Annotated in this window: 22 protein-coding genes and 2 tRNA genes; 9 read left to right on the forward strand and 15 right to left on the reverse strand. The window is 68.6% G+C overall.

The window, feature by feature from the left end:
- Positions 1 to 51 precede the first annotated feature (51 nt).
- Complete coding sequence (locus ACYVF3_RS10760) at positions 52 to 1,134, reverse strand: hypothetical protein (protein WP_461154078.1); 1,083 nt, start codon at positions 1,132 to 1,134, stop codon at positions 52 to 54.
- 365 nt (positions 1,135 to 1,499) lie between these two features.
- On the opposite strand from ACYVF3_RS10760, the gene ACYVF3_RS10765 reads away from it, so the two are divergent.
- Positions 1,500 to 1,700: a cold-shock protein gene (locus tag ACYVF3_RS10765; RefSeq protein WP_145745597.1), complete on the forward strand. Its 201-nt coding sequence runs from the start codon at positions 1,500 to 1,502 to the stop codon at positions 1,698 to 1,700.
- Positions 1,701 to 2,186: 486 nt separating this feature from the next.
- On the opposite strand, the gene ACYVF3_RS10770 is transcribed toward ACYVF3_RS10765, so the two are convergent.
- A tRNA-Ile gene (locus ACYVF3_RS10770) sits at positions 2,187 to 2,261 on the reverse strand.
- Between the two features lie 607 nt (positions 2,262 to 2,868).
- Positions 2,869 to 3,075, reverse strand: coding sequence for a hypothetical protein (locus ACYVF3_RS10775; RefSeq protein WP_145745554.1), 207 nt, complete (start codon positions 3,073 to 3,075; stop codon positions 2,869 to 2,871).
- 749 nt (positions 3,076 to 3,824) lie between these two features.
- Between ACYVF3_RS10775 and ACYVF3_RS10780 the strand changes: the two genes are divergently transcribed.
- Complete coding sequence (locus ACYVF3_RS10780) at positions 3,825 to 4,688, forward strand: SAM-dependent methyltransferase (protein WP_461154079.1); 864 nt, start codon at positions 3,825 to 3,827, stop codon at positions 4,686 to 4,688.
- Positions 4,689 to 4,819: 131 nt separating this feature from the next.
- Positions 4,820 to 5,965 carry a magnesium/cobalt transporter CorA gene (gene corA, locus ACYVF3_RS10785; RefSeq protein WP_461154080.1) on the forward strand — a complete coding sequence of 382 codons (1,146 nt, stop codon included), beginning with the start codon at positions 4,820 to 4,822 and terminating at the stop codon, positions 5,963 to 5,965.
- Position 5,966: 1 nt separating this feature from the next.
- On the opposite strand, the gene ACYVF3_RS10790 is transcribed toward corA, so the two are convergent.
- Positions 5,967 to 6,167: a DUF4177 domain-containing protein gene (locus tag ACYVF3_RS10790; RefSeq protein ID WP_461154081.1), complete on the reverse strand. Its 201-nt coding sequence runs from the start codon at positions 6,165 to 6,167 to the stop codon at positions 5,967 to 5,969.
- A 226-nt stretch (positions 6,168 to 6,393) separates the two neighbouring features.
- On the opposite strand from ACYVF3_RS10790, the gene ACYVF3_RS10795 reads away from it, so the two are divergent.
- Positions 6,394 to 6,804, forward strand: coding sequence for a hypothetical protein (locus ACYVF3_RS10795; RefSeq protein WP_461154082.1), 411 nt, complete (start codon positions 6,394 to 6,396; stop codon positions 6,802 to 6,804).
- Between the two features lie 198 nt (positions 6,805 to 7,002).
- Here the strand turns inward: ACYVF3_RS10795 and ACYVF3_RS10800 are convergent, their stop codons facing one another.
- From ACYVF3_RS10800 to ACYVF3_RS10810, 3 genes are read right to left on the reverse strand one after another with little or no spacing between them, the layout of a single operon-like run.
- Positions 7,003 to 7,443, reverse strand: coding sequence for a GNAT family N-acetyltransferase (locus ACYVF3_RS10800; RefSeq protein WP_461154083.1), 441 nt, complete (start codon positions 7,441 to 7,443; stop codon positions 7,003 to 7,005).
- Between the two features lie 12 nt (positions 7,444 to 7,455).
- Positions 7,456 to 8,025 carry a thymidine kinase gene (locus tag ACYVF3_RS10805; protein ID WP_461154084.1) on the reverse strand — a complete coding sequence of 190 codons (570 nt, stop codon included), beginning with the start codon at positions 8,023 to 8,025 and terminating at the stop codon, positions 7,456 to 7,458.
- Between the two features lie 28 nt (positions 8,026 to 8,053).
- Complete coding sequence (locus ACYVF3_RS10810; RefSeq protein ID WP_461154085.1) at positions 8,054 to 8,728, reverse strand: DUF899 family protein; 675 nt, start codon at positions 8,726 to 8,728, stop codon at positions 8,054 to 8,056.
- 302 nt (positions 8,729 to 9,030) lie between these two features.
- Between ACYVF3_RS10810 and ACYVF3_RS10815 the strand changes: the two genes are divergently transcribed.
- Genes ACYVF3_RS10815 through ACYVF3_RS10830 form a run of 4 tightly spaced genes read left to right on the forward strand, consistent with a single transcriptional unit; the run spans position 9,031 to position 11,345 of the window.
- The gene (locus ACYVF3_RS10815) at positions 9,031 to 9,477 is read left to right on the forward strand and encodes a YbaB/EbfC family nucleoid-associated protein (protein ID WP_461154086.1); all 447 of its coding nucleotides are present in this window, start codon (positions 9,031 to 9,033) and stop codon (positions 9,475 to 9,477) included.
- A gap of 7 nt (positions 9,478 to 9,484) precedes the next feature.
- Positions 9,485 to 9,784 carry a type VII secretion target gene (locus ACYVF3_RS10820; RefSeq protein WP_461154087.1) on the forward strand — a complete coding sequence of 100 codons (300 nt, stop codon included), beginning with the start codon at positions 9,485 to 9,487 and terminating at the stop codon, positions 9,782 to 9,784.
- On the forward strand, positions 9,781 to 10,836 hold the full coding sequence (locus ACYVF3_RS10825; protein ID WP_461154088.1) for a WXG100 family type VII secretion target: 1,056 nt from the start codon (positions 9,781 to 9,783) through the stop codon (positions 10,834 to 10,836). The genes ACYVF3_RS10820 and ACYVF3_RS10825 overlap by 4 nt, the downstream gene beginning before the upstream one ends.
- On the forward strand, positions 10,833 to 11,345 hold the full coding sequence (locus ACYVF3_RS10830) for a DUF6346 domain-containing protein (protein ID WP_461154089.1): 513 nt from the start codon (positions 10,833 to 10,835) through the stop codon (positions 11,343 to 11,345). The genes ACYVF3_RS10825 and ACYVF3_RS10830 overlap by 4 nt, the downstream gene beginning before the upstream one ends.
- 113 nt (positions 11,346 to 11,458) lie before the next feature.
- On the opposite strand, the gene ACYVF3_RS10835 is transcribed toward ACYVF3_RS10830, so the two are convergent.
- The 4 genes from ACYVF3_RS10835 to dnaG form a co-directional block, all read right to left on the reverse strand.
- Positions 11,459 to 11,530, reverse strand: a tRNA-Asn gene (locus tag ACYVF3_RS10835).
- 113 nt (positions 11,531 to 11,643) lie between these two features.
- The gene (locus ACYVF3_RS10840; protein WP_461154090.1) at positions 11,644 to 12,405 is read right to left on the reverse strand and encodes a trans-aconitate 2-methyltransferase; all 762 of its coding nucleotides are present in this window, start codon (positions 12,403 to 12,405) and stop codon (positions 11,644 to 11,646) included.
- A 76-nt stretch (positions 12,406 to 12,481) separates the two neighbouring features.
- The gene (locus tag ACYVF3_RS10845) at positions 12,482 to 13,009 is read right to left on the reverse strand and encodes a hypothetical protein (RefSeq protein WP_461154091.1); all 528 of its coding nucleotides are present in this window, start codon (positions 13,007 to 13,009) and stop codon (positions 12,482 to 12,484) included.
- Positions 13,006 to 14,898 carry a DNA primase gene (dnaG, locus tag ACYVF3_RS10850; protein ID WP_461154092.1) on the reverse strand — a complete coding sequence of 631 codons (1,893 nt, stop codon included), beginning with the start codon at positions 14,896 to 14,898 and terminating at the stop codon, positions 13,006 to 13,008. The genes ACYVF3_RS10845 and dnaG overlap by 4 nt, the downstream gene beginning before the upstream one ends.
- A 69-nt stretch (positions 14,899 to 14,967) precedes the next feature.
- Here dnaG and ACYVF3_RS10855 point away from each other — a divergent pair, with 69 nt between their 5' ends.
- The gene (locus ACYVF3_RS10855; RefSeq protein ID WP_461154093.1) at positions 14,968 to 15,855 is read left to right on the forward strand and encodes a sigma-70 family RNA polymerase sigma factor; all 888 of its coding nucleotides are present in this window, start codon (positions 14,968 to 14,970) and stop codon (positions 15,853 to 15,855) included.
- Positions 15,856 to 16,085: 230 nt separating this feature from the next.
- On the opposite strand, the gene ACYVF3_RS10860 is transcribed toward ACYVF3_RS10855, so the two are convergent.
- From ACYVF3_RS10860 to ACYVF3_RS10875, 4 genes are all read right to left on the reverse strand, one after another.
- Entirely contained in the window at positions 16,086 to 16,652 is a 567-nt protein-coding gene (locus ACYVF3_RS10860) for a carboxymuconolactone decarboxylase family protein (protein ID WP_461154094.1), read from the reverse strand.
- Positions 16,653 to 16,730: 78 nt separating this feature from the next.
- Complete coding sequence (locus ACYVF3_RS10865) at positions 16,731 to 17,822, reverse strand: serpin family protein (protein WP_461154095.1); 1,092 nt, start codon at positions 17,820 to 17,822, stop codon at positions 16,731 to 16,733.
- A 185-nt stretch (positions 17,823 to 18,007) separates the two neighbouring features.
- A complete protein-coding gene (locus tag ACYVF3_RS10870; RefSeq protein WP_093420954.1) occupies positions 18,008 to 18,193 on the reverse strand; it encodes a hypothetical protein in 186 nt (61 codons plus the stop codon).
- Positions 18,194 to 18,372: 179 nt separating this feature from the next.
- On the reverse strand, positions 18,373 to 19,650 hold the full coding sequence (locus tag ACYVF3_RS10875; protein WP_461154096.1) for a deoxyguanosinetriphosphate triphosphohydrolase: 1,278 nt from the start codon (positions 19,648 to 19,650) through the stop codon (positions 18,373 to 18,375).
- Between the last annotated feature and the right edge of the window lie 142 nt (positions 19,651 to 19,792).

Below are 19,792 nucleotides of genomic sequence, written 5' to 3' on the forward strand. Positions count from 1 at the left end.
CCATCGACATCTGGCTCCGCGACCTCACCAAGATCAGTTCCTAAACAGCTCCTAGTCGTTCCACCGCACGACGCTGCCCGGCCGCGTTCGCAGGGCCCGGAGCAGGAGGCGCCAGCCTCGCGGGCGCTTCGGCTGGGCGGGTGACTCGGGCGGGCGTTCGCCGGGTGCGGCGGGCGCCCAGCTCTCGAGGTCGTCGGGCTCGCCGCGCCAGAGGACGGGTTCGCCGACGTCGAGCGCATCGGTGAACCAGAAGGTCTGGTCGGGATCCCAGCCCGCGAGCACGGTGCGCGCGTCGCCGACCGGCAGCGCGCGCCCCGCGGTGGTGAGGTAGCCGGTGAGGGTGAGGTGCACGGCGTCGTGGTCAGCGGCGACGGCTTCCCAGTCCGGGATCACCCAGCGCCCGGTCATGCCGGTGACCCGGTACCAGTCGTGCTTGCGGGCGAGCGTGACGTCCATCGGGTAGCGCTCGGCCAGCGCGCACCAGTCTCGCGGTCCGGCGATCTCGTAGACGCGCGGCTCACCGGTCGGTCGCACGGACCGGCACCATGCCCATTCGGGCCCGAAGCTGTCCTCCTCCAGGCAGAGCCCGAGCGCTACCGGACGAGCTCGGGTGCTGTTGACCAGGTGGCGCGACGGCGTGGACCACCAGAAGCCGCTGAACGACGCGTTCGGGTCGGCGGGTCGCTTCCGGGAACGGTGCTCGTCATCGAGCGTCTCCGCCCGTCCTTCGGCGAGCACTTCGGCCGCTGGTCTGACCTCGGGCACCTCGCCGCTCGGATCGGTCGTCGCCGCGACCTGTGCGCCGAGGTCGACGGGCGACGACCACCACCGAGCAGAGGGCGCCGAGGCGACGGCGCGGGCGACCGGCAACAACGCCGCGCGGACCTCCGGAGCGGCGAGCGCCTGATCGATGTCGTCCGGTTCCTGCCAGTACATCGCCCGGTCGACCGAGTTCGCGAACGGCACGAGCATGGCGGCCTCGCTCCAGTCCGACAACGCCTCGACCGCGTCGGGGTCGACGGCGTTCAGGACGTCGACGAGCTCGTCGGGCAGCGCGGGCGTCCACCGATCGGAGACCGCGCTGAAGCACATCCGCCGACCCCGCGGCGCCGCCACCAGATCCTCGGCCAACATGATCCAGACCGTAACCACCACTGCGCCGCCGCGACATCGAATTTCCCCTTCCCGTACGGGCGCAGGGGCGGTGTGCCCATCGCGCAAGGCATCTCGCGGTCAGGAGAAACGCCTGGTCACTACCTGAGTCGTTCACCCAAAAGGGTGGATGCGTCGGCGTCGGGGTGGACTGCGGCGGGTGGTGTGTAAGCTTGGCGCCGGTCGTTGTATTTCTGGGTTCGTGTTTGCGCACGCTCGCAGGATTTGATGCGAGCGAGCAGCTGTCCGTGGTTGTAGCTGGAAAGCCGCCGTTCGAGATCCCCGGCCCGGGCTCCCACGCAGTGTGGGCGCCCGTCACACGCTCCAGCTCCCAGGAGGAGACAAACATGGCACAGGGAACCGTGAAGTGGTTCAACGCTGAAAAGGGCTTCGGCTTCATCGCCCCGAACGACGGTGGCCCGGACGTCTTCGTCCACTACTCGGCCATCGAGGCCAGCGGCTTCCGCAGCCTCGAAGAGGACCAGCAGGTCACCTTCGAGGTCACGCAGGGCCCGAAGGGCCCGCAGGCCAGCTCGGTTCGCGTCTGAACCTCGTAGCTCACGAACGCCGCCGGCTGCTCACCTCCGGGTGAGCAGCCGGTGTGCTTCTACCGGGAGGAATCCCATCACCGCCGCACAACCCGCGTCCGCCGAGACGCCGGTTCCCGAGCAGGGAGCTCCGAACGAGATCGCCCCGATCCAGTTCGTCGAGCCGGAACCCGCTCACGCGCAAGAACATCAGCCGCACGCTGACCACAGCGAAGCCGGAATGCGCGAGCTCCGCACCCCTTTCGACACCTGATCCCGCCGCCCGGGATCCCGCCGACCGCCCGCCCCGCGTTCAAGCAGGACCGAGCCGGCTGAAATCGAAGAGCACCGCAGAACTCTCGACCCCAGATCCACACCGGACGCGTCCTCACGCCGCGCGGCAACCGCGCCGAGACCCCGAGCGCGACATCCTGGATCAGCGCGCCTGAATCCTCGTGCGCGCATTCCCGCGGAAAGATCGCAGAATCGCATTCTGACCGGGGAAAGTGGGGCAGGTGGGACTTGAACCCACGACCTGACGGATTATGAGTCCGCTGCTCTGACCAGCTGAGCTACTGCCCCCGCGGGGTGCTCGGTATCGGGGATCGTATCGAGGGCGTCACAGAGCGGGGTCGCCGGGTGTTCCGGCCGGACGGCCCAACATGATATTGGGCGGAACGGCGGAAACCCAGCGCATCAGGTTTGCGGCGGGTGGTCTACTGATCGTCGCGAGCGGAGTCGCGAATCAGCGCTCCGGGGTGTTGGTCCTCAACACGTTCGCACTGGTGAGAACGGTGTTTGTTCACCGCTGACCGGTTCTCGGTCGCAGATGCTGCCGCATTGCGCGAATCCCGGTGGATCGTCGTATTCCTCGACGGAGTTCGCGCATCCGGAATATCGCGGGAATTCTTCGGGAGCGGCCGTGCGCTCCACGCTCGTGCGGGCCGGGGCCGGGGGTGGTGCGAGGTCGCTCGGGGCGCCCTCGCAGGCGAGCAGCGCCACCGCGAGGGCTGTGGTCGCGAGCGGTCTGCCCATCAACGCACCTCCACCGCAACCGCACCAGGGACGCCCGAGTATCGGTGCTGCCGCGCGATCGCGCGACCGGAGTGATCCGCGCGCGGGACCCGGACATGACGAAGGCCCGGCGCCTGTGGGGGGCGCCGGGCCTTCGCCGAAGGTGTCGGTCTCTTCAGCCGAGGAGGCGGAAGACGTCGAACGCTCCGGACAGCTGCCCGATGATCGCGATGGTGGCCATCAGAGCCCCGATGGCGGCCACGGTCAGCACGGACATGATGATCAGGTAAACGACTGCCTTGATCGGTTTCGGCAGCTTGGCCACCGAATCGAAATCCGGCAGCGTGATGTGGCGTTCCTTGCCGATTCCTGGTGCGGACATCTGACTCCCCCGTCCTTGTCAGTTCCCTCGAACGACCACCTGCATTCGAAGGACGGAGCGCGAACGGACAACCGTTGCGCCGAATCGCATCACGAATTCGTCTCGGTCGGAAATCGATCGAATCATCCAACGCGGTCGATCCCAGCGGCTCCCGCGAGCCACGAGGCTTAGCACGAATCATCCGCACCGATGCCGTTGGCCGCGAGCCGAACTGAGGCGACATCGCGCATTTCGACCCTGGATCGTTATCCGGCCGACGGTCCGCGGCGTGCGGACTGGCGATGCTGGTCGGCCGGGACGTCGCCACGCTGGAACCTCGCCGACCGCACCATGATTCTCGCATCCGCCAACATCGATCTTCGTTCAGGGTGGCCTCTGCCGGAACCGCCGATCGGGGCGGATCATCCGGTTCGCGAGTGAACCGCGTTGATGTCGCCTTCGGAATCGATCAAAGTGGATCGAATGCGAATTCGATCCACCGCCCGTCACGCCCGAAACGAGCGCGAACGGCCCGATTTTCTCCGATTCTCCGGGGCGCGGAGCGGATCCGCGGGTGCGTCCGAGCTTGAGGCCCCGTCCCTGCGGAGATCACAGCGGGTGTTTTCCGGCTCCCCCGGAACCGGAGGGGAATCAACCCGATAGGTGCATGACCGCGCCACCCGTTCGGTGGCAGACTACGGCGGCATGCGAGCGTGACGTGATCGCTACGATGCGTCAGAGAAGTACGCGTACCGCGAAGGGGTAAGACCGTGAGTCAGTCGAGGGCGGAGATGTTCGCGCCTGAAGGTGTGGACCTGGAACACCCCAACGTCGCCCGGGTCTACGACTACTACCTCGGCGGCAGGGCCAACTACGCGGTGGATCGCGTCTTCGGTGAGAGGGCGCTGGAGCGCTACCCGTTCGTCGCGCCGGCCGCCAAGGCCAACCGGCTCTTCCTGCACCGCGTCGTGCGGTACCTCTGCAAGCAGGGCATCAGGCAGTTCATCGACATCGGGTCCGGCGTTCCGACCATGGGCAGCACCCACCAGGTCGCCGACGAGATCGTGGACGACGCCAGCTGCGTGTACGTCGACAACGAACCGGTCGCCGTCGCCCACTCGCGCATCCTGCTCGAGGAGGACGACGTCATCGGCAAGCACGACGTGCTGCACGGGGACCTGCGCGAACCCGACCGGTTGTGGAAGCAGATCGAGGACAGCGGGGTCATCGACCCCGAACAGCCGGTGGCGCTGCTCCTGATCGCCGTGCTGCACGTGACGCAGCCCGGCCCGAACGGCGAGGACATCGGTCCGCAGGCCGTCGCGCGGTTCCGCGAGCTGCTGCCCCAGGGCTCCTACCTGGTGATCACCCACGGCACCGCCGACGACGTGCCGGACAAGCGCAAGGCCGAGATGGCCGAGTTCGGGAAGATGTACGACAAGTCGGCCACTCCCGTCATCTGGCGCCCGCACAACGAGATCGAGGACTTCTTCGGCGACTACGAGCTCGTGGAGCCGGGCTGCACCTGGACGCCGCTGTGGCACCCGGAGGAAACCGGTGAGAACGCGCCGGTGATCGAGTTCGACAGCCCGAACGACTCCGTCGTCTGGGCGGGAGTCGGCCGCAAACCCTGATCCACGAGCACTCAGCCGCCGCGACCCGCGGGGTCGTGGCGGCTGTGATGTCTGCCCGGGTCCAGCGCGCATCGGGCACGGCTGGGTACGCTCGACTCGATCGTCCGCCCCGACGACCTCGGGAGGTCACCGTGCCCGAATGGCGCCCACGTCCGCTGCGCAGGCGTGGCAGGCACACCGAGCCGGTGCTCCGCGAGGAGACGGCGCCCGAGCACTCGATGGACCCGCGCCCCGAGGACGACCGGCCGCTGGCCGATCGACCGCTGATCGACACCGCGATCTACCGCGACGGCGTGCGGATCTCGACCCCGCCGAGCCTCGGTGAGACCTACCGCCGGCTGCCCGGCGCTGACGGGACGATGGCCTGGATCGGCCTGTACCGACCGGCCGATGAGGAGCTGCTGGCCGCGGCGGAGGAATTCGATCTGCACAAGCTCGCGGTCGAAGACGCGATCGTCGCCCACCAGCGGCCCAAGATCGAGCGCTACGGCGACACGCTGTTCGTGGTGCTCCGCGCCGCCACCTACCTCGACGACGTCGAAGAGGTCAGCTTCGGCGAGCTGCACCTGTTCATCGGCCCGAACTTCGTGCTCACCGTCCGCCACGGGCAGGCGCCGGACCTCTCGGTCGTGCGCAGGCGGATGGAAACCGAACCGGAACTGCTCCGGCGCGGCCCGGAAGCGGTGCTCTACGCCGTGCTCGACCACGTGGTGGACGGGTACGCGCCGGTCATCGCGGGCCTGCAGAACGACATCGACGAGATCGAGACCGAGGTCTTCAGCTCCGATCCGCACGTGTCCCGGCGCATCTACGAGCTGTCCCGCGAGGTCATCGAGTTCCAGCGCGCCACCAGGCCGCTGCTGGCGATCCTGCGCAGCCTGGAAGCTGGGTTCGAGAAGTACGAGATCGACGAGGAGCTGCAGCGCTACCTCCGCGACGTCGCCGACCACGCCACGACGGTCGCCGAACGCGTCGACGCCTTCCGGGAGATGCTCGACAACATCCTCACCGTCAACGCCACGCTGGTCACGCAGGCGCAGAACGAGGAGATGAAGCGCATGACCGAGGCCAGCTACGCGCAGAACGAGGAGCTCAAGCGGATCTCGTCGTGGGCAGCGATCCTGTTCGCCCCGACCCTGATCGGCACCGTGTACGGGATGAACTTCGACATCATCCCCGAACTGCACTGGTCGCTGGGCTACCCGTTCGCGATCATGCTGATGCTCGTGGTCTGCGTGAGCCTCTACGCGATCTTCAAGCGGCGCAACTGGCTGTGAATCAGGCCTGACGCTCGAAGGTCACCAGCAAGCCCTCGACGCCTCCCGGCCCCATGCGGCCCTTCACGTCGGCACCCGTGATCGCCTTGAGCTGCCAGCCCTGGGCGGCCTCGTCGTTGAGCACCTTCTCGAGCTTCTCGCCGGACATCTTGCCGCCGAGCCACTTCTCCCGAAGCTCCACGACCTTGTACTCGTACGCCACGATCTCTCCCCCGGTTGTTGCCTTCTCCACTCCCCCAACGCCGGCCGGCCTCCCGAAGTTCCGGCTACTGCACCTGCTCGGCGGGTTCTTCCGGCGAACGGGTGCTGATCGTGATCATTTCGGACCAAACCTGCCTCGATTGCGGTGCTCCCTTGCCCACACCTGCTAGCTTAGACTCAATTCACTAGTTAACTAGTGAATTGATACTTCGACTGAGGGAGACAGCATGTCGTTCATCAACACCAAGCGCGTCGTGGTCGCCGGGGCGCTGGCCTTCGGGACGATCGCGGGAGTCGGCGCGGCAGCCATCGCAGGCCCCGCGCAGGACGTCGCGCAGCAGCCCGCGGCGAACGCCGTCCAGGCGCCGGCGCAGACCCAGAACGTGCCCGAGGTGCGCATCACCTCGGGTGACTACGCGCTGGAGTACCGGGTGCTCAACACCAACGGGGACGGGTTCGGTTCCACGATGGACCCGAACACCACGCGCGACGTCCAGGGCGACGGGTTCTCGACGGTCGACTTCTTCGTCGCCGGAAAGCACATCAACCGCAACGGACCGCTGGTGGACGGCTCGACGCTGGCGTGCCAGGCCACCGGCACGGCCGAGGCCCCCGAGGTGCGCTGCGACTTCGAGTGACCGGCTGCGGGCGGGCAGGATCTCGCGACCTGCCCGCCCACGGGCGTCCTCGGGCGGGCCCACCTCGCTCGGAGGGCGGACACCGCACGCGAATTCGTCACCGGGAACCGCTTCGGGACATCACCAGCGGGGCTGGGAGAGCTTCTGCGATGCACGCGCGAACACCACCGATCTCCGGCCGAACCGGCGAACTCGGATCTAGAGCCGTTTGGTGAAGAAGACCCGGTGGTAACCGTTCTCGACCGCGCGGTGGGTCTCGGCGTAGCCCATCCGCGGGTAGTAGGCGAGGTTCTCGGTCATGGACTCGTTGGTGTAGAGGCGGATCTCGTCGAGTCCTCGCTCGCGGGCTCGGGCGTCGGCGAAGTCGAGGAGACACCTGCCGATGCCCTCGCCTTGAGCCGCCGGGGACACGGCGACGTTCTCCAGCAGCAGGTACCCGGGTCTGCACCGGAGAACGAGCAGTCCCACCGCCTCGCCCCGCTCCTCGGCGACCCACACGTCACCGGAGGCGATCAGCGCCGCGTAGTCCTCGGTCATCGGAGCGGGCTCGGCACCGATGCGCTCGACGTAGTGGGCGTAGGCGTCTCGCGCCAGCCTCGACAGGGCTTCGGCGTCGGCGGCGATCGCGGGCCGGATCACGTGTCCTCCTCGTCAGCCGAGCGTGCCGACCTTGTGGAGGTAGCAAGTGCCGCACATGGATTCGTAGCCGACGTCTCCGTCGATGGCGACCTGGTCGCCGTCCTGGGTGAACACGCCGTCGACCGTGCGCGCGTTGAGCGTCGCCTTGCGGCCGCATCGGCAGATCGTCTTGAGCTCTTCGATGGAGTGCGCCAGCTCCATCAGCCGCAGGCTCCCGGGGAAGCCGCGAGTGCGGAAATCGTTGCGCAGCCCGTAGGCGATCACCGGGATCCCGTCGAGAACGGCCAGCCGGAACAGGTCCTCGACCTGCACTCCGGTGAGGAACTGCGCTTCGTCGACGAGCACGCAGTCCGGAACGCCTGCCGCCAGCACGACGTCGCGCAGAGGCGTGTCGGCGTCCAGAACGATGTCGACTTCCCGCGTCACGCTGATCCGCGACAGCACCACGGGGCTCTTGGTGTCGATCTCGGGCTTGACCACGAAGACCTGCTGCCCGCGCTCCTTGTAGTTGTGCGCGACCTGGATCAACGCCGTCGACTTGCCGGAGTTCATCGCCCCGTACCGGAAGTAGAGCTTCGCCACGACCGAACACGCTAGCGATGTCGGGTGGTCAGCCGTACGTCGGGTATTGCGGCCACCCGGCCGGGCTGTCCTCCCATTCCTGCTGACGGCCGTAGACCGTGCGGTCCATGATCCCGGCCACCGGCAGGATCGCCTCGGTGCCGCGAGCGGTGGTCATGTAGGTCAGGTAGGGCGTGCCGTCCTTGAGTAGGTAGTAGGAGTAGCCGGGCTGCGGCCGCTCCACGCCCTGATCGTCCTGCTGCGTCCAGCCCCAGTCGTAGTGGTAGCCGGTCCCGGCCGACGACACCCAGAGGTGATCCCAGCCCTTCATCGCCCGCCACGCCTCGAGCTTCTCGATCGGGGCCTGCGAGACCATCGCGAAAGCGATCCCCTCGTCGGTCAACCGGCGCATGTCGGCGGGCAGGTTGTCGACCGCCCACGTGCAGCTCGGGCAACCGCGTTCCCAGTCGGTGCCGAACATGACGTTCTGCACCAGGAGCAAGTAGCCGTCCCCGAACAGCTCGGTCAACCGCACCGGACCGCTGGGACCGGTGAAGGTGTAGTCGGGCACCTCGACCATCGGAAGCCTGCGGCGGCCTGCCGAAACCCGGTCGTTGTGCCGGGTGACCTCCTTCTCCGCCACCACTTGTTCAGCGAGCGCAGCGTCGAACCGAGCGCGGTCGACGATGTCAGGTGCTACGTGCGGTTGGTCCTGCTTCCCCACTGCGGGCCTCCTGCCTCACGATGATCCGGCGCCGATGACGCGCCCGAAGGTGAGACCACCCGGGAACCAGAAACTCATCGCCCCCACGAAGCCGACCGGAGCAGGCAGGCGAAGCGACCAATCGCGTGAGCCCTCTCGCCCAGCATGACCCGAGGTCGGAGCACGACAGCGCACACTCGCGCGTCAAGCGGGCAACCAGCCCAATTCGCACCTGATTCGGCATGAACTTCACTAATCCATTCACGATCTCCGGCCACCTTTGAGACGGTTCCTCGGACCGCCTCAGCCACCCAGGAGAGAACATGATCGACACTCCCTTTGGACGAGCTGCGACCGAGGAAGAGGCCCGCCGACGGATCGCCGAGTACGAGCACCAGGGCGAGGAAATGATCGCCCGCTCTCAGCAGATCAGCGAGGAGCTGTCCGCCGTCACAGAAACCGCTTCCGATCCGTCCGGGGTAGTCACGGTGACCGTCGGAGCCGGTGGCGTACTGCAGGGCGTGGAGTTCTCCGACCGCATCCGTAGCACCTCGCCCGCCGAGCTCAGCGCCGCGCTGATGCGAGCTGTCGGGCAGGCGCAGGGCAAGGTCGCCCACAAGGCGACCGAAGCGCTCGCACCATTGATCGGCGAAGGGGACACGATGGACTTCCTCCGCAGCCAGCTCCCGACGCCCGACCCCGAAACCGCCGATTCGTCGCACAACGAGCAGGACGAGGACGACTTCGGCGACGAGACCTTCTTGAGGTGAAACCGCGATGAGCAAGTTCAAGGTGCTGCCCGACGAACTCACCGCGCACGCGGGCAAGCTCGACGAGATCGCGGGCAAGATCGGCCAGATCGTCGGCGATGTCCCGGCTCTGGGCGGAGAGGTCTACGGCGTGCTCGGCCAGTTCTTCGCCGAGAGCGCGGGCCAGGAATCCCAGAACGCCGCGACCACGATCAAAGCCGTGAGCGATTCCGGATCGAACCTCGCGGGTGCGGTGCGCGACTGCGCGGCCGACTACGGCGACACTGACAGCGCGAATGCGGACAAGATCGGGAAGGTGGGCGTGTGAGCGACCTGATGGCGAACAACGTCTCGGCCACGGAAGGCGGGGGTTCCGTCGACACGGTCGTGAAGCTCTCCGATGGGATCGAGAAGGGCGAGTGGGGCAACGTCGCCGCCCAGGGCGCCGGGCTCGGCCTGGAAGCGCTCGGAACCGTCGTCGACCCGTTCGGCGCCCTCGTCAGCGCGGGCATCAGCTGGGCCATCGAGCACATCGAGCCCCTGCGGAAACCGCTGGACGACCTGCTTGGCGATCCTCGCACGATCAAAGCCGCCAGCCAGGACTGGCACACCAAATCCGCGAAGCTGCACGAGCTCGCCAAGGAGATCAGCACCCAGGCCAAGAAAGACACGAAGGATTGGGAGGGCGACGCGGGCGACGCGTACCGAGCCGCTGCCGAGAAGTTCTCCGGGTTCGTCGACGGCTTGGGCAGCGGTGCGACCGGCGTGGCCGGGGCGATTCACGGCGCCGGCGTCGTCGTCGGCACCGTGCGCTCGATCGTCCGGGATCTCATCTCCAGTCTCATCAGCGAGGTCATCCGCTACGTCCTCATCGCGCTCGGCGCGTCGTGGGTGACGTTCGGCGCCTCGTTGGGCGCCGCCGTGGCGTGGATCGTGAGCCGGGTCGGCGTAACCATGGGCAAGGTCACGCAGCAGCTGTCGAAGCTGATGACCCACCTCAGCGACCTGCTCGGCCAGATGGGCAGGCTGGGCAGCGCCCTGGGCAAGGTCGGTGACGACGCTGGCAGGCTGGTGGCCACCGGTGCCAGCAAGGTCGACACCCTCGCCGGCTCGTTCGGCAGATCGAACCTGGTGCGCAGCGGTTTCAACGGGTCGATGGCCGAGTCGGTCGACAACGCCATGGGGAAGGTTCAGCCCAGCGCGTTCACGAACGCGACGCGGAACGCCGAGGGCCGGCTCGTCAGCGATGGTGTCGAGTTCACGCCGATGCTCAGCGGCGACATCGTCAAGGGGACCAGCGAGACGCTCAAGGGTGCCAGCGAAGTAGATGAGAACTGGCAGCAGCAGACGTCGAATGCGGAGAAGGAGGCGGGCCCGTGACCAAGACGAAGAAGGCTCAGCAGGACCCGGCTCATGTGCGACTCGTCTTGGCTGCGGTGTGTTTGGTGATCGGGCTGTTCTTCGGTGCGCTCGGGGTGATCGCGCTCGTGGGTAGCGGGGCGACCGCGTCGGACGTCGACGGCAGGCAGCAGCGATCGGGCAGCGCCACCCCGGTGGAGTGCTGGTCGGACGGTCCGCTGTTCCTGAACTTCTGGGAGAAGTGCGCTCTCCAGGTGCGATGGCAGGACGGCTCGACGAGCAACGCGGTCAGCGTCGAGACCGACTTCTCCAGCGAGAACATCGGGCAGCGGTTCCCCGTCGTGCAGAACCTGCCCGACGGCGGGCACCGGCCCGCGACGATGACCGTGGTGCGCGACGTCGAACGCCCCTGGGCGTGGATCGGCTGGGTGGCGATCTTCCCGCTCGGTCTCGTCGGTGCGCTGTTCGCCATCGCTGCCATCGTGTTCGCCTGGCCTCGGTTCGGCGGTGCGGGCAAGCGCAAGAGGTGAAGTGGTTCTCGTGGGTGGGGGTTGACATGAAAGCCCCACCCACGAGCAGGCGGTTGTGGGGATCCTTGCCCGGAAGGCACGAAAAAGCCCAGACCGCTGGTCTGGGCTTTGCGCTCCTCCGACTGGACTCGAACCAGTAACCCTTCGGTTAACAGCCGAATGCTCTGCCATTGAGCTACGGAGGAATGTTCTCTTGTCACCGCCACTCTCTCGCGGTGGTGACAACTACTTTAGCTGATGCCCGGAAGGGGTTTCACGGCACCCCCACGGTTAGCTTCGACACGAACATCTGTGCAGGTCACACGCGGTGAGCGACGACGAAGACGCGGCGGAAGGGGAACCAGGTCACTCCGTCCGGACGTTTCGGATAAGCCGCGGACAGCCGATTCGACAACTCGGTTCGGAACTCGGTCCACTCCTCGTCGTCCAATGCCGCTCGGACCGGCCGTAGCGCTGTTCCGGTCACCCATTCCAGCACCGGGGCGTCGCCGCGCAGCGCGTGCACGTAGGTCGTCTCCCAGGCGTCGACTTCGAGGTCCGGATCGGCGAGCTCGTCGGCGTACTCCAGCGGGCCGCGCACGACGTCGGAGTGGCGCAGCACCCCGTCGAGCTTCCCGCGCCAGCGCGGCTCCGACGCGAGCTCGCGGATGGTGGCGTGCGACGGGGCGTCGAAGTTGCCGGGCACCTGGAAGGTGAACCAGGCACCGCTGGGCAACTGCGAGAACCAGCGGTGCAGCAGTTCGACGTGGTCCGGGATCCACTGCAGGACCGCGTTGCACAGGACGACATCGGTGTCCGGCTGCGGCTTCCAATCCCGCACGTCCTCCACGCGCGCCGGGACACCCCGCGAGAGCGCTTCGGAGACCATCGCCTCGGAGGAGTCCAGCGCCTCGACCTGGGCGCGCGGCCAACGGCCGGTGAGCAGCGACGTCAGATTCCCCGCACCGCACCCGAGATCGACGACCCGCCTGGGGCTCTCGGCGCGGACTCTGGAGAGCAGGTCGAAGGCCGGGCGATCGCGCTCGTCGCTGAAGGTCAGGTACTTGCCGGGATCCCACATGCCGCCACCTCCGCTAGCAGTACGCCCGTACCGTATACCGGTCGCGAGGGTCGCGTCGAGGGTGCGGCGGAAGTGCTCAGGCAGGCAGGTCGCGGGACTCTCGCAGGCGCTGTACCAGAGCTCCGGCCAGCCGGTCGAGGGCGGCCTCGTCGGTGCCCGGGTCGGCACGGATCTGGAGCTCGATGCCGTTGCGGCCGGGAACCTTGCGCTGGAGGAACCACGCGCCGCCGCCCGGCAGCTCCCGGTGGTGGCGGGAGCGGATCGAGCGGTTGACCCGCTCGTGGACCACGTCGGGCAACCGCGTCTCGCCGGTCAGCACCAGGCGTCGGGGTTGCAGATCCTGCAGGAAGACCGCGCCGTCGATCCGCCGGGATTCCTCGGCCTCCGTCACGGTGAGCACGCCGCCGCCCCAGGTGGCCTTGCTGACCAGGTGCCAGCCGATCCGCCGCCCCTCCGGAAGCCAGAGGCCGAGGTGGGTGGCCAGCACCGCGCCGTCCTCGCCGTCGGCGGCCGACAGGACCTGCTCGTCGACGTCGAGGCTGCCCGGGAAGTCCACCGGGACCTCCGCGGTTCCGCTCAACTTCGCCAGCAGTCTCTTGATCACAGGGTCGTTCCCATCGCCTGGTCCAGCAGTGCCTTGCGGTATCCCTCCAGGGCGACCATGTCGCCGAACAGGGCGTTGTACTCCTCGGCGTCCTCCAGCGGCGACATCCGCTGGACCTTCGACTTGATGTCCGCGATCTGCCTGCTGACCAGGCGTTCCTGCAACCGCGCGATGATCGCGCCCACGTAGCGCGGGTCGTCCTCGGTCGTCCACTCCAACGCCTCGACCGCGAGCTGGGTGCACAACCGCGCCGCGACCTGGCTCTCGCAGCGCTGCGAGACGGCGTCGACCAGCGTCGCGCCGCTCAGGCCCGAGGCCGTTCCGCCTGCGGTCAGCAGCGCCTTCTGCACCTCCGCGTAGATCGGCTCGGTGAACGCCTCGGCGGGCAGCGAATCGTAGAGCGGACCGGCCAGGGCCGGGACCTGCAGCGCGGCCTTGAGCGCTTCCCGCTGCAACCAGCGGGGATCGTGCCTCGGCGGCTTCGACGGCAGCTCGACGTCCATGCCCAGCGACTGCTGGTTCTCCTCGCGACGCGGCCTGCGCTGCTTGCGGACGGGGGCCCCTGAGCTCTCCCGAACCCGCTTGACCACCTGGTTCTCGTCGTTCCAGCCCGCCCACCAGGCGAGCCGGGCCGCGTACCCGTCACGACTGGCCGGGTCCTTGATCTGGGCGATCAACGGGACCGTGCGCTTGAGCGCGGCCACGCGACCGTCCACCGAGTCCAGGTCGTAGTCGGTGAGCAGGCTGCGGATCGCGAACTCGAACAGCGGCCTGCGCCGGGCCACCAGGTCGCGCACCGCGGCGTCGCCCTGGGCCTCGCGCAGCTCGCACGGGTCCATGTTGTCCGGCGTGATCGCCACGTAGGTCTGGCCGGCGAACTGCTGCTCCCCGTCGAAGGCCTTCATCGCCGCCTTCTGCCCGGCCTCGTCGCCGTCGAAGGTGAAGATGACCTCGCCGCGGAACGCGTCGTCGTCCATCATCAGGCGCCGCAGCACCGAGATGTGCTCGTCGCCGAAGGCCGTGCCGCACGAGGCGACCGCGGTGGGCACACCGGCCAGGTGCATGGCCATCACGTCGGTGTAGCCCTCGACGACCACGGCCTGCCGGCGCTTGGCGATCTCGCGCTTGGCCAGGTCGATGCCGAACAGCACCTGCGACTTGTTGAAGATCGGCGTGGCGGAGGTGTTGACGTACTTCGCCTCGATCGGGTCGTCGTCGAAGATCCGCCGCGCGCCGAAGCCGACCACGTCACCGCCGAGGTCCTTCAACGGCCACAGCAGCCGACGGTGGAAGCGGTCCATCGGACCGCGCCTGCCCTCGCGCGACAAGCCGCACTTGATCAGCTCTTCGGCCTCGAAGCCCTTGTTGAGCAGCAACTTCGTCAGCTTGTCCCAGCCGCTGGGGGCGAATCCGCAGCCGAAGCGCTGGGCGGCGGCCTCGTCGAAGCCGCGGGTGGTCAGGTACTCGCGGGCCGGCTGGGCCTCGGGCGAGCGCAGCTGCTCGGCGTAGAACTCGGCGGCGATGCGGTGGGCCTCGACCATGCGCGCCCGGCTGCCGCGATCGCGCTTGGGGCCCGGCGTGCCGCCCTCGTAGGTGAGCTGGAGACCGACCCGGTCGGCCAGCCGCTCCACCGATTCGACGAAGCCGAGGTGCTCCATCTTCATGATGAAGGCGATCGCGTCGCCGCCCTCGCCGCAGCCGAAGCAGTGGAAGGTGCCGTGGCTGGGACGGACGTTGAACGACGGGGTCTTCTCGTCGTGGAACGGGCACAGGCCCTTCTGCGCGCCGCCACCCGCGTTGCGCAGCGCGACGTACTCACCGACGACGTCGTCGATCCGGTTGCGATCGCGCACCTCGGCGATGTCGCTCTCCCGGATCCTCCCTGTCACGTCACCCAGTCTAGGGCCAAGGAGATCGACCACGACCGGGTGTCCGCTCGGTGCGGCAGAATCAATCCGGTGAGGCCTGACACCAGCACTCTCGCCACCGAATTCGACGGGCACCGAAGCCGGCTCGTCGGTCTCGGCTACCGGCTGACCGGGCGGCTCGCCGACGCCGAGGACGCCGTGCAGGACGCGTGGCTCCGGCTGGTCGACACCGATCACGAGAAGATCCGCGACCTGGGCGGCTGGCTGACGACCGTGGTGAGCCGGTTGTGCCTGGACCGGATGCGCTCCGCGGCCGTGCGGCGCGAGAGCTACGTCGGGCCGTGGCTGCCCGAACCGCTGGTGAGCGCCGTGGACTCCGATCCGGGCGACATCGTCTCCGGTCAGGAAGACCTGCGGATCGCGGCGATGCGGGTGCTCCACGAGCTGCCGCCGGACCAGCGGCTCGCGCTGGTGCTGCACGACGGGTTCGAGGTGCCGTTCGCCGAGATCGCCGAGGTGCTGGGCTGCAGCGTCCCTGCCGCGCGGCAGCACGCGTCGCGGGCGCGCCGGACGATGAGCGACGCCGCACCACCGGCGCGGGTCCCGCTGCCCGAGCAGCAGCGGGTGTTGGAGGACTTCATGACCGCGGTGGCGGCCAAGGACCTCGCCGCCCTCACCCGGTTGCTGCACCCCTCGGCGACCGTCTACGGCGACAGCGGCGGCAACGCCCGCACCGCGCGGCGCCCGGTCGTCGGCGCCGAGAAGGTCGCGCGGTTCGCGGTGGGGCTCATCGAGAAGTACGGCGTGGAACTGGTCGGCGACGCGCGCCCGGTCCTGATCAACGGCGATTTAGGACTGCTGTTCCCCGGAACCCCGGAAGCGGGTCCCCGCGTGTTCGCGGTGGCCGTCCGCGACGGACGGCCAGCGGAGTTCTTCGACATCGTCAACCCCGACAAGCTGACCCGCGTGGAGTTCTAGGGGCTGTTGAGGAGTGCGGCGGAGCCGCTGTTTCAGGTGTGGGACTCAGCCCGCACCGCCGCGGGTTCGCCAGCGCCTTCGTGGCGAGTACGCCGCCGACACCGATGTCCACCCCGGGGGTAAGCGGAAGACATCAGGAGCGGCGCACGGAGACCACGAAGGCGCTGCGCTATCCCCTTCAGGGGTTTCCGCTACCCGCACCGCCACGCAAAACAACTCATCAACGACTCCTAGGGCATCGGCACTCGGCAGGCCTCGCCGCTGGTGAAGCCCTGGGCGGTCAGCCCCAGCGCGTGGTTGACGCGCGAGCGCTGGTTCTCCACGGCGATCATGTAGGTCAGCTCGACCACGCCCTTGTGCCCGAGGCGCGCGTCGAGCTCGGCGACCTGCTCGTCGGTGACCTGCATCGGCTGCTCGGTCATCGCGTCGGCGTAGGCGATGACCAGCCGTTCGGTCTCCGTGTACTTCTCCGAGGTCTGGTAGTGGTCGATCTCCTTGAGACGGTCGATGTCCAAGCCCTCGTTGCGCTGCAGCATCGTGCCGAAGTCAACGCACCACGAGCAGCCGATCTTGGTGGCGGCCCGGTAGACGGCCAGCTCGCGCAGGTTCGCCGGCAGCGACTTCGCGGCCTTCTCCAGCGCCAGCTCGGACACGCCCGAGGCCATCATCAGGCCCTGGTGGTGGGCGACCACGGCCAACGGGTCCAGCACCGCGCCGTAGCGGCGCTTGGAGAACTTGTAGGTGAGCCTGGTCAGCAGGTTGGCTTCACCGGTGGGCACGCCCGGAATGCGCGGCATGTGCTCGCTCCCTCCTCGCCACCCCGGTTCTCGGGGTTCTCGCAGGGGTGACGAGACGGGACGCCGAAGCGTGACAGATCAGCTCGGATCGGTGACGCGGGCCAGGAAGTAGATCGCGCCGCTGTCGCGGTGGCGCACCAGGAACAGGAACGGCCGGTCCACCTCGACGCGCACCGGTTCCGGCTCCCGGACGATGGCGGTCAAGCGCATCATCATCGCGGTCGCCGCCGCTCCTTCCAGCCCTGCCTCGTCGACGTCGAGCACCGATTCGTGCAGCACCTGCGACACCCGCAGCGACCGGTCGGTCAGCGGGGTGAAGTCGGCGGCCGGGGTGAACAGGTCGCGCACGCCGAGGGCACCCAGCGGTTCGGTGAGCTCCGCGCCGCCGGAAACCTTGAAGCGCGGCAGGAAGAGCTCGACCTTGCGCTGCTCCAGGGCTCCGAGCAGCCCGGACAGCCGTTCGGCGTCGAGCTGCGGCTCCGCCTCGGCGAGGTCGGCGTCGGGCAGCAGCACGACCGCCTCCGCTCCCCCCGCCGCCGGGATGCTGACCGCCTGCCATCCGTCGGCGGCCGCGTACCCGAAGGTGCGCGCGGCCGTCATCGTGGGCACGTCCTGGTCACCGTCCGGGGCGTGGAACGGCCGCTCGCCGGTCTTGGTCGTCTCGAACGCCTCGCGCCAGGAGACCTTCAAGTACAGGGCGTTGACCAGGGCCGCGACTGTCTGCGGGTGGACGGCGCCGGTCGGCAGCAGTTCGGGGACGAGGTCGCGGGTGGTCTCTGCGACGTCGGCGTTGATCAGCTTGCGCGCGGCCTCCGGATCGTCCTGGAACGGCGCGTTGCGCACGGCGCTGCCCGGCCAGTCCTGCAGCGCCAGCCGGTAGGACTCCTCGATCGGCAGGTCCGCGTGAGCCCAGAGGGTGTTGGCCACCGCCAGCACCGGCTGCTCGCCGGAGCCGGCCCGCAGCTCCGCCGCCGCGCCGAGCACCTCCAGCAGGCTCGCCGGTTCCTCGCGCAGCGCGCCGACCAGCTCTTCGCGGGTGCGTCCGCCGGTGGCGGTGGCCGCGAGCCCGAGAGCGCTGCTCACCGAGTACGGCGACCAGCAGAAGGTCTTCGCCGGTGGCGGAGCCAGCCTCGCGTGCAGGGCCAGGGTGAAGTCGAGGTGATCGTTCACGTCGGCGGGGCTCCGTTCCGCGTCGGGGAGGCTCGGGCTTGATCCCGAGTCTGCCAGAGCGCGGCGCCCCACCAGGGTCGCGAACGACCCCGGCTTCTAGCCGACTTTCCCGTTCCCGGTCCTGACGCGCCCGCGACGCCGGGCGCACGGCGTCGGCGGAGCGCGTCAGGTCCCGCGTTGGGTTGTCAGCGCAGCGATTCCTCGATGTCGCTGAGGCCCATGAGACGCAGCTCCTGGGCGATGTACTCGGCGGCGCGCTGGCCCGCGGGGTCCTGCCATCGAAGATCTTTGATCCAGTCGGCGAGGTTGTCCGCGTTCACGTACGGCTCGCCACCGACGACGAGCTTCTGGATGTAGTGCCGGTTGCGCATTCGGGGTCTCCTCGCGGTCCGGCGCCGGGGAACGACGGGCCGCCGCCGCTCGGCTCGGGGTGCTGAGCGGTACGGGGATCGGGGCACATGCCGCCGCGCCGGCAGGACCGCCGGACGACACTCTGGGTGAGGATTGTCCTCGACGAACCGAGATCCATTCACCCCCATTCGGATTAACGTCACAGGTTTTTAGACACGCTGTGTACATGCTGTTCATGCCAGAACACAGCCTGCGCATCCGTCAGCGAAGCGACCTGGTCCAGAACCACCCGATACCGGGATGAATCCCCCGAAGCGTGCATCCAGGCGTCGCGCATCACCGGATCCAGCGAGTCCGGCGCGCTCGCGCTCAACGCCTCGACGAGCTCGGCCAGCTGCTCCCGCTGCCTCGCCTGCATCCGCCGCCGCTCACCGTCGTGCAGCACGTAGCGCACGGCCATCGCCTTGAGCACCGTCACCTCCGCGACGGCCTTCTCCGGCAGCACCAGATCAGCTGCGTAGCGGGTAAGCCCGGAACCGAAGCGCGCGACCGTTCCGCTCACCGCGGCGGCCACGAAGCGGCCGACGAGCTCGCTGGTCAAGCGCTTGAGCGCGACCTGCGCGGACAAGGTCCCGTCGTGGTCGAGCGCGGCGGCCACCACCGGCCAGCGAGCCAGCTCCTCAGCGGCGTGCTCCAGCAGCGCCGTCTCACCGCGACGCAGGAAGCGCTCGTCGGCCAGCTTCGCGATCTGCGCCCTCTCCTGCGGATCGGTCAGCGCGCGCAACGAGATCCGGCCGGAGATGACCGCGTCTTCGACGTCGTGGACCGAGTAGGCCACGTCGTCGGCCCAGTCCATGATCTGCGCTTCGAGGCAGCGCTTGTCCTCCGGCGCCCCCTCGCGGAGCCACTCGAAGACCTCCATGTCATCGGCGTAGGCGCCGAACTTGATCTCGCCGGGGCGCTTGGGCCACGGGTACTTCGTGGCCGCGTCCAGGCAGGCGCGGGTCAGGTTCAGGCCGCGGCCGATCTCGCCCGAGTCGGTGACCTTCGGTTCCAGCCGGGACAGGATCCGCAGCGTCTGCGCGTTGCCCTCGAACCCGCCGCACCCGGCCGCCAGCTCGTTGAGCGCCCGCTCGCCGTTGTGCCCGAACGGCGGGTGACCGATGTCGTGCGCGAGCCCGGCCGTGTCCACCAGGTCGGGGTCCGCGCCCAGGGCGGTGGCGATGCCGCGGCCGATCTGCGCGACCTCCAGCGAGTGCGTCAACCGCGTGCGCGGCACGTCAGTGCCCTCGTTCGGCCCCATGACCTGGGTCTTGCCCGCGAGCCGGCGCAGCGCGGCGGAGTGCAGCACGCGGGCGCGGTCGCGCGCGAACGGGCTGCGGTCGTCGGGGTGCGCCGCCGCGGCCTCCTTCGGCGCCTCCGGGTGCAGCCGCCGCAAGTCGTGCTCGCCATAACCGGCCAGGTTCGCGGAACTCATCGGACGAGGCTAAGCCCCGGAGATGACATCTCCACGCCACGACCCCGAGAACGGGGTCAACCGAAAGCGCACAGCCCTGCCCGCCCCAGTTTTAGTCGAAACTGAGCGGGCAAAACGGACATGATCATGGCTCGGTTTGGAC

Source organism: Saccharopolyspora tripterygii (assembly GCF_054778355.1).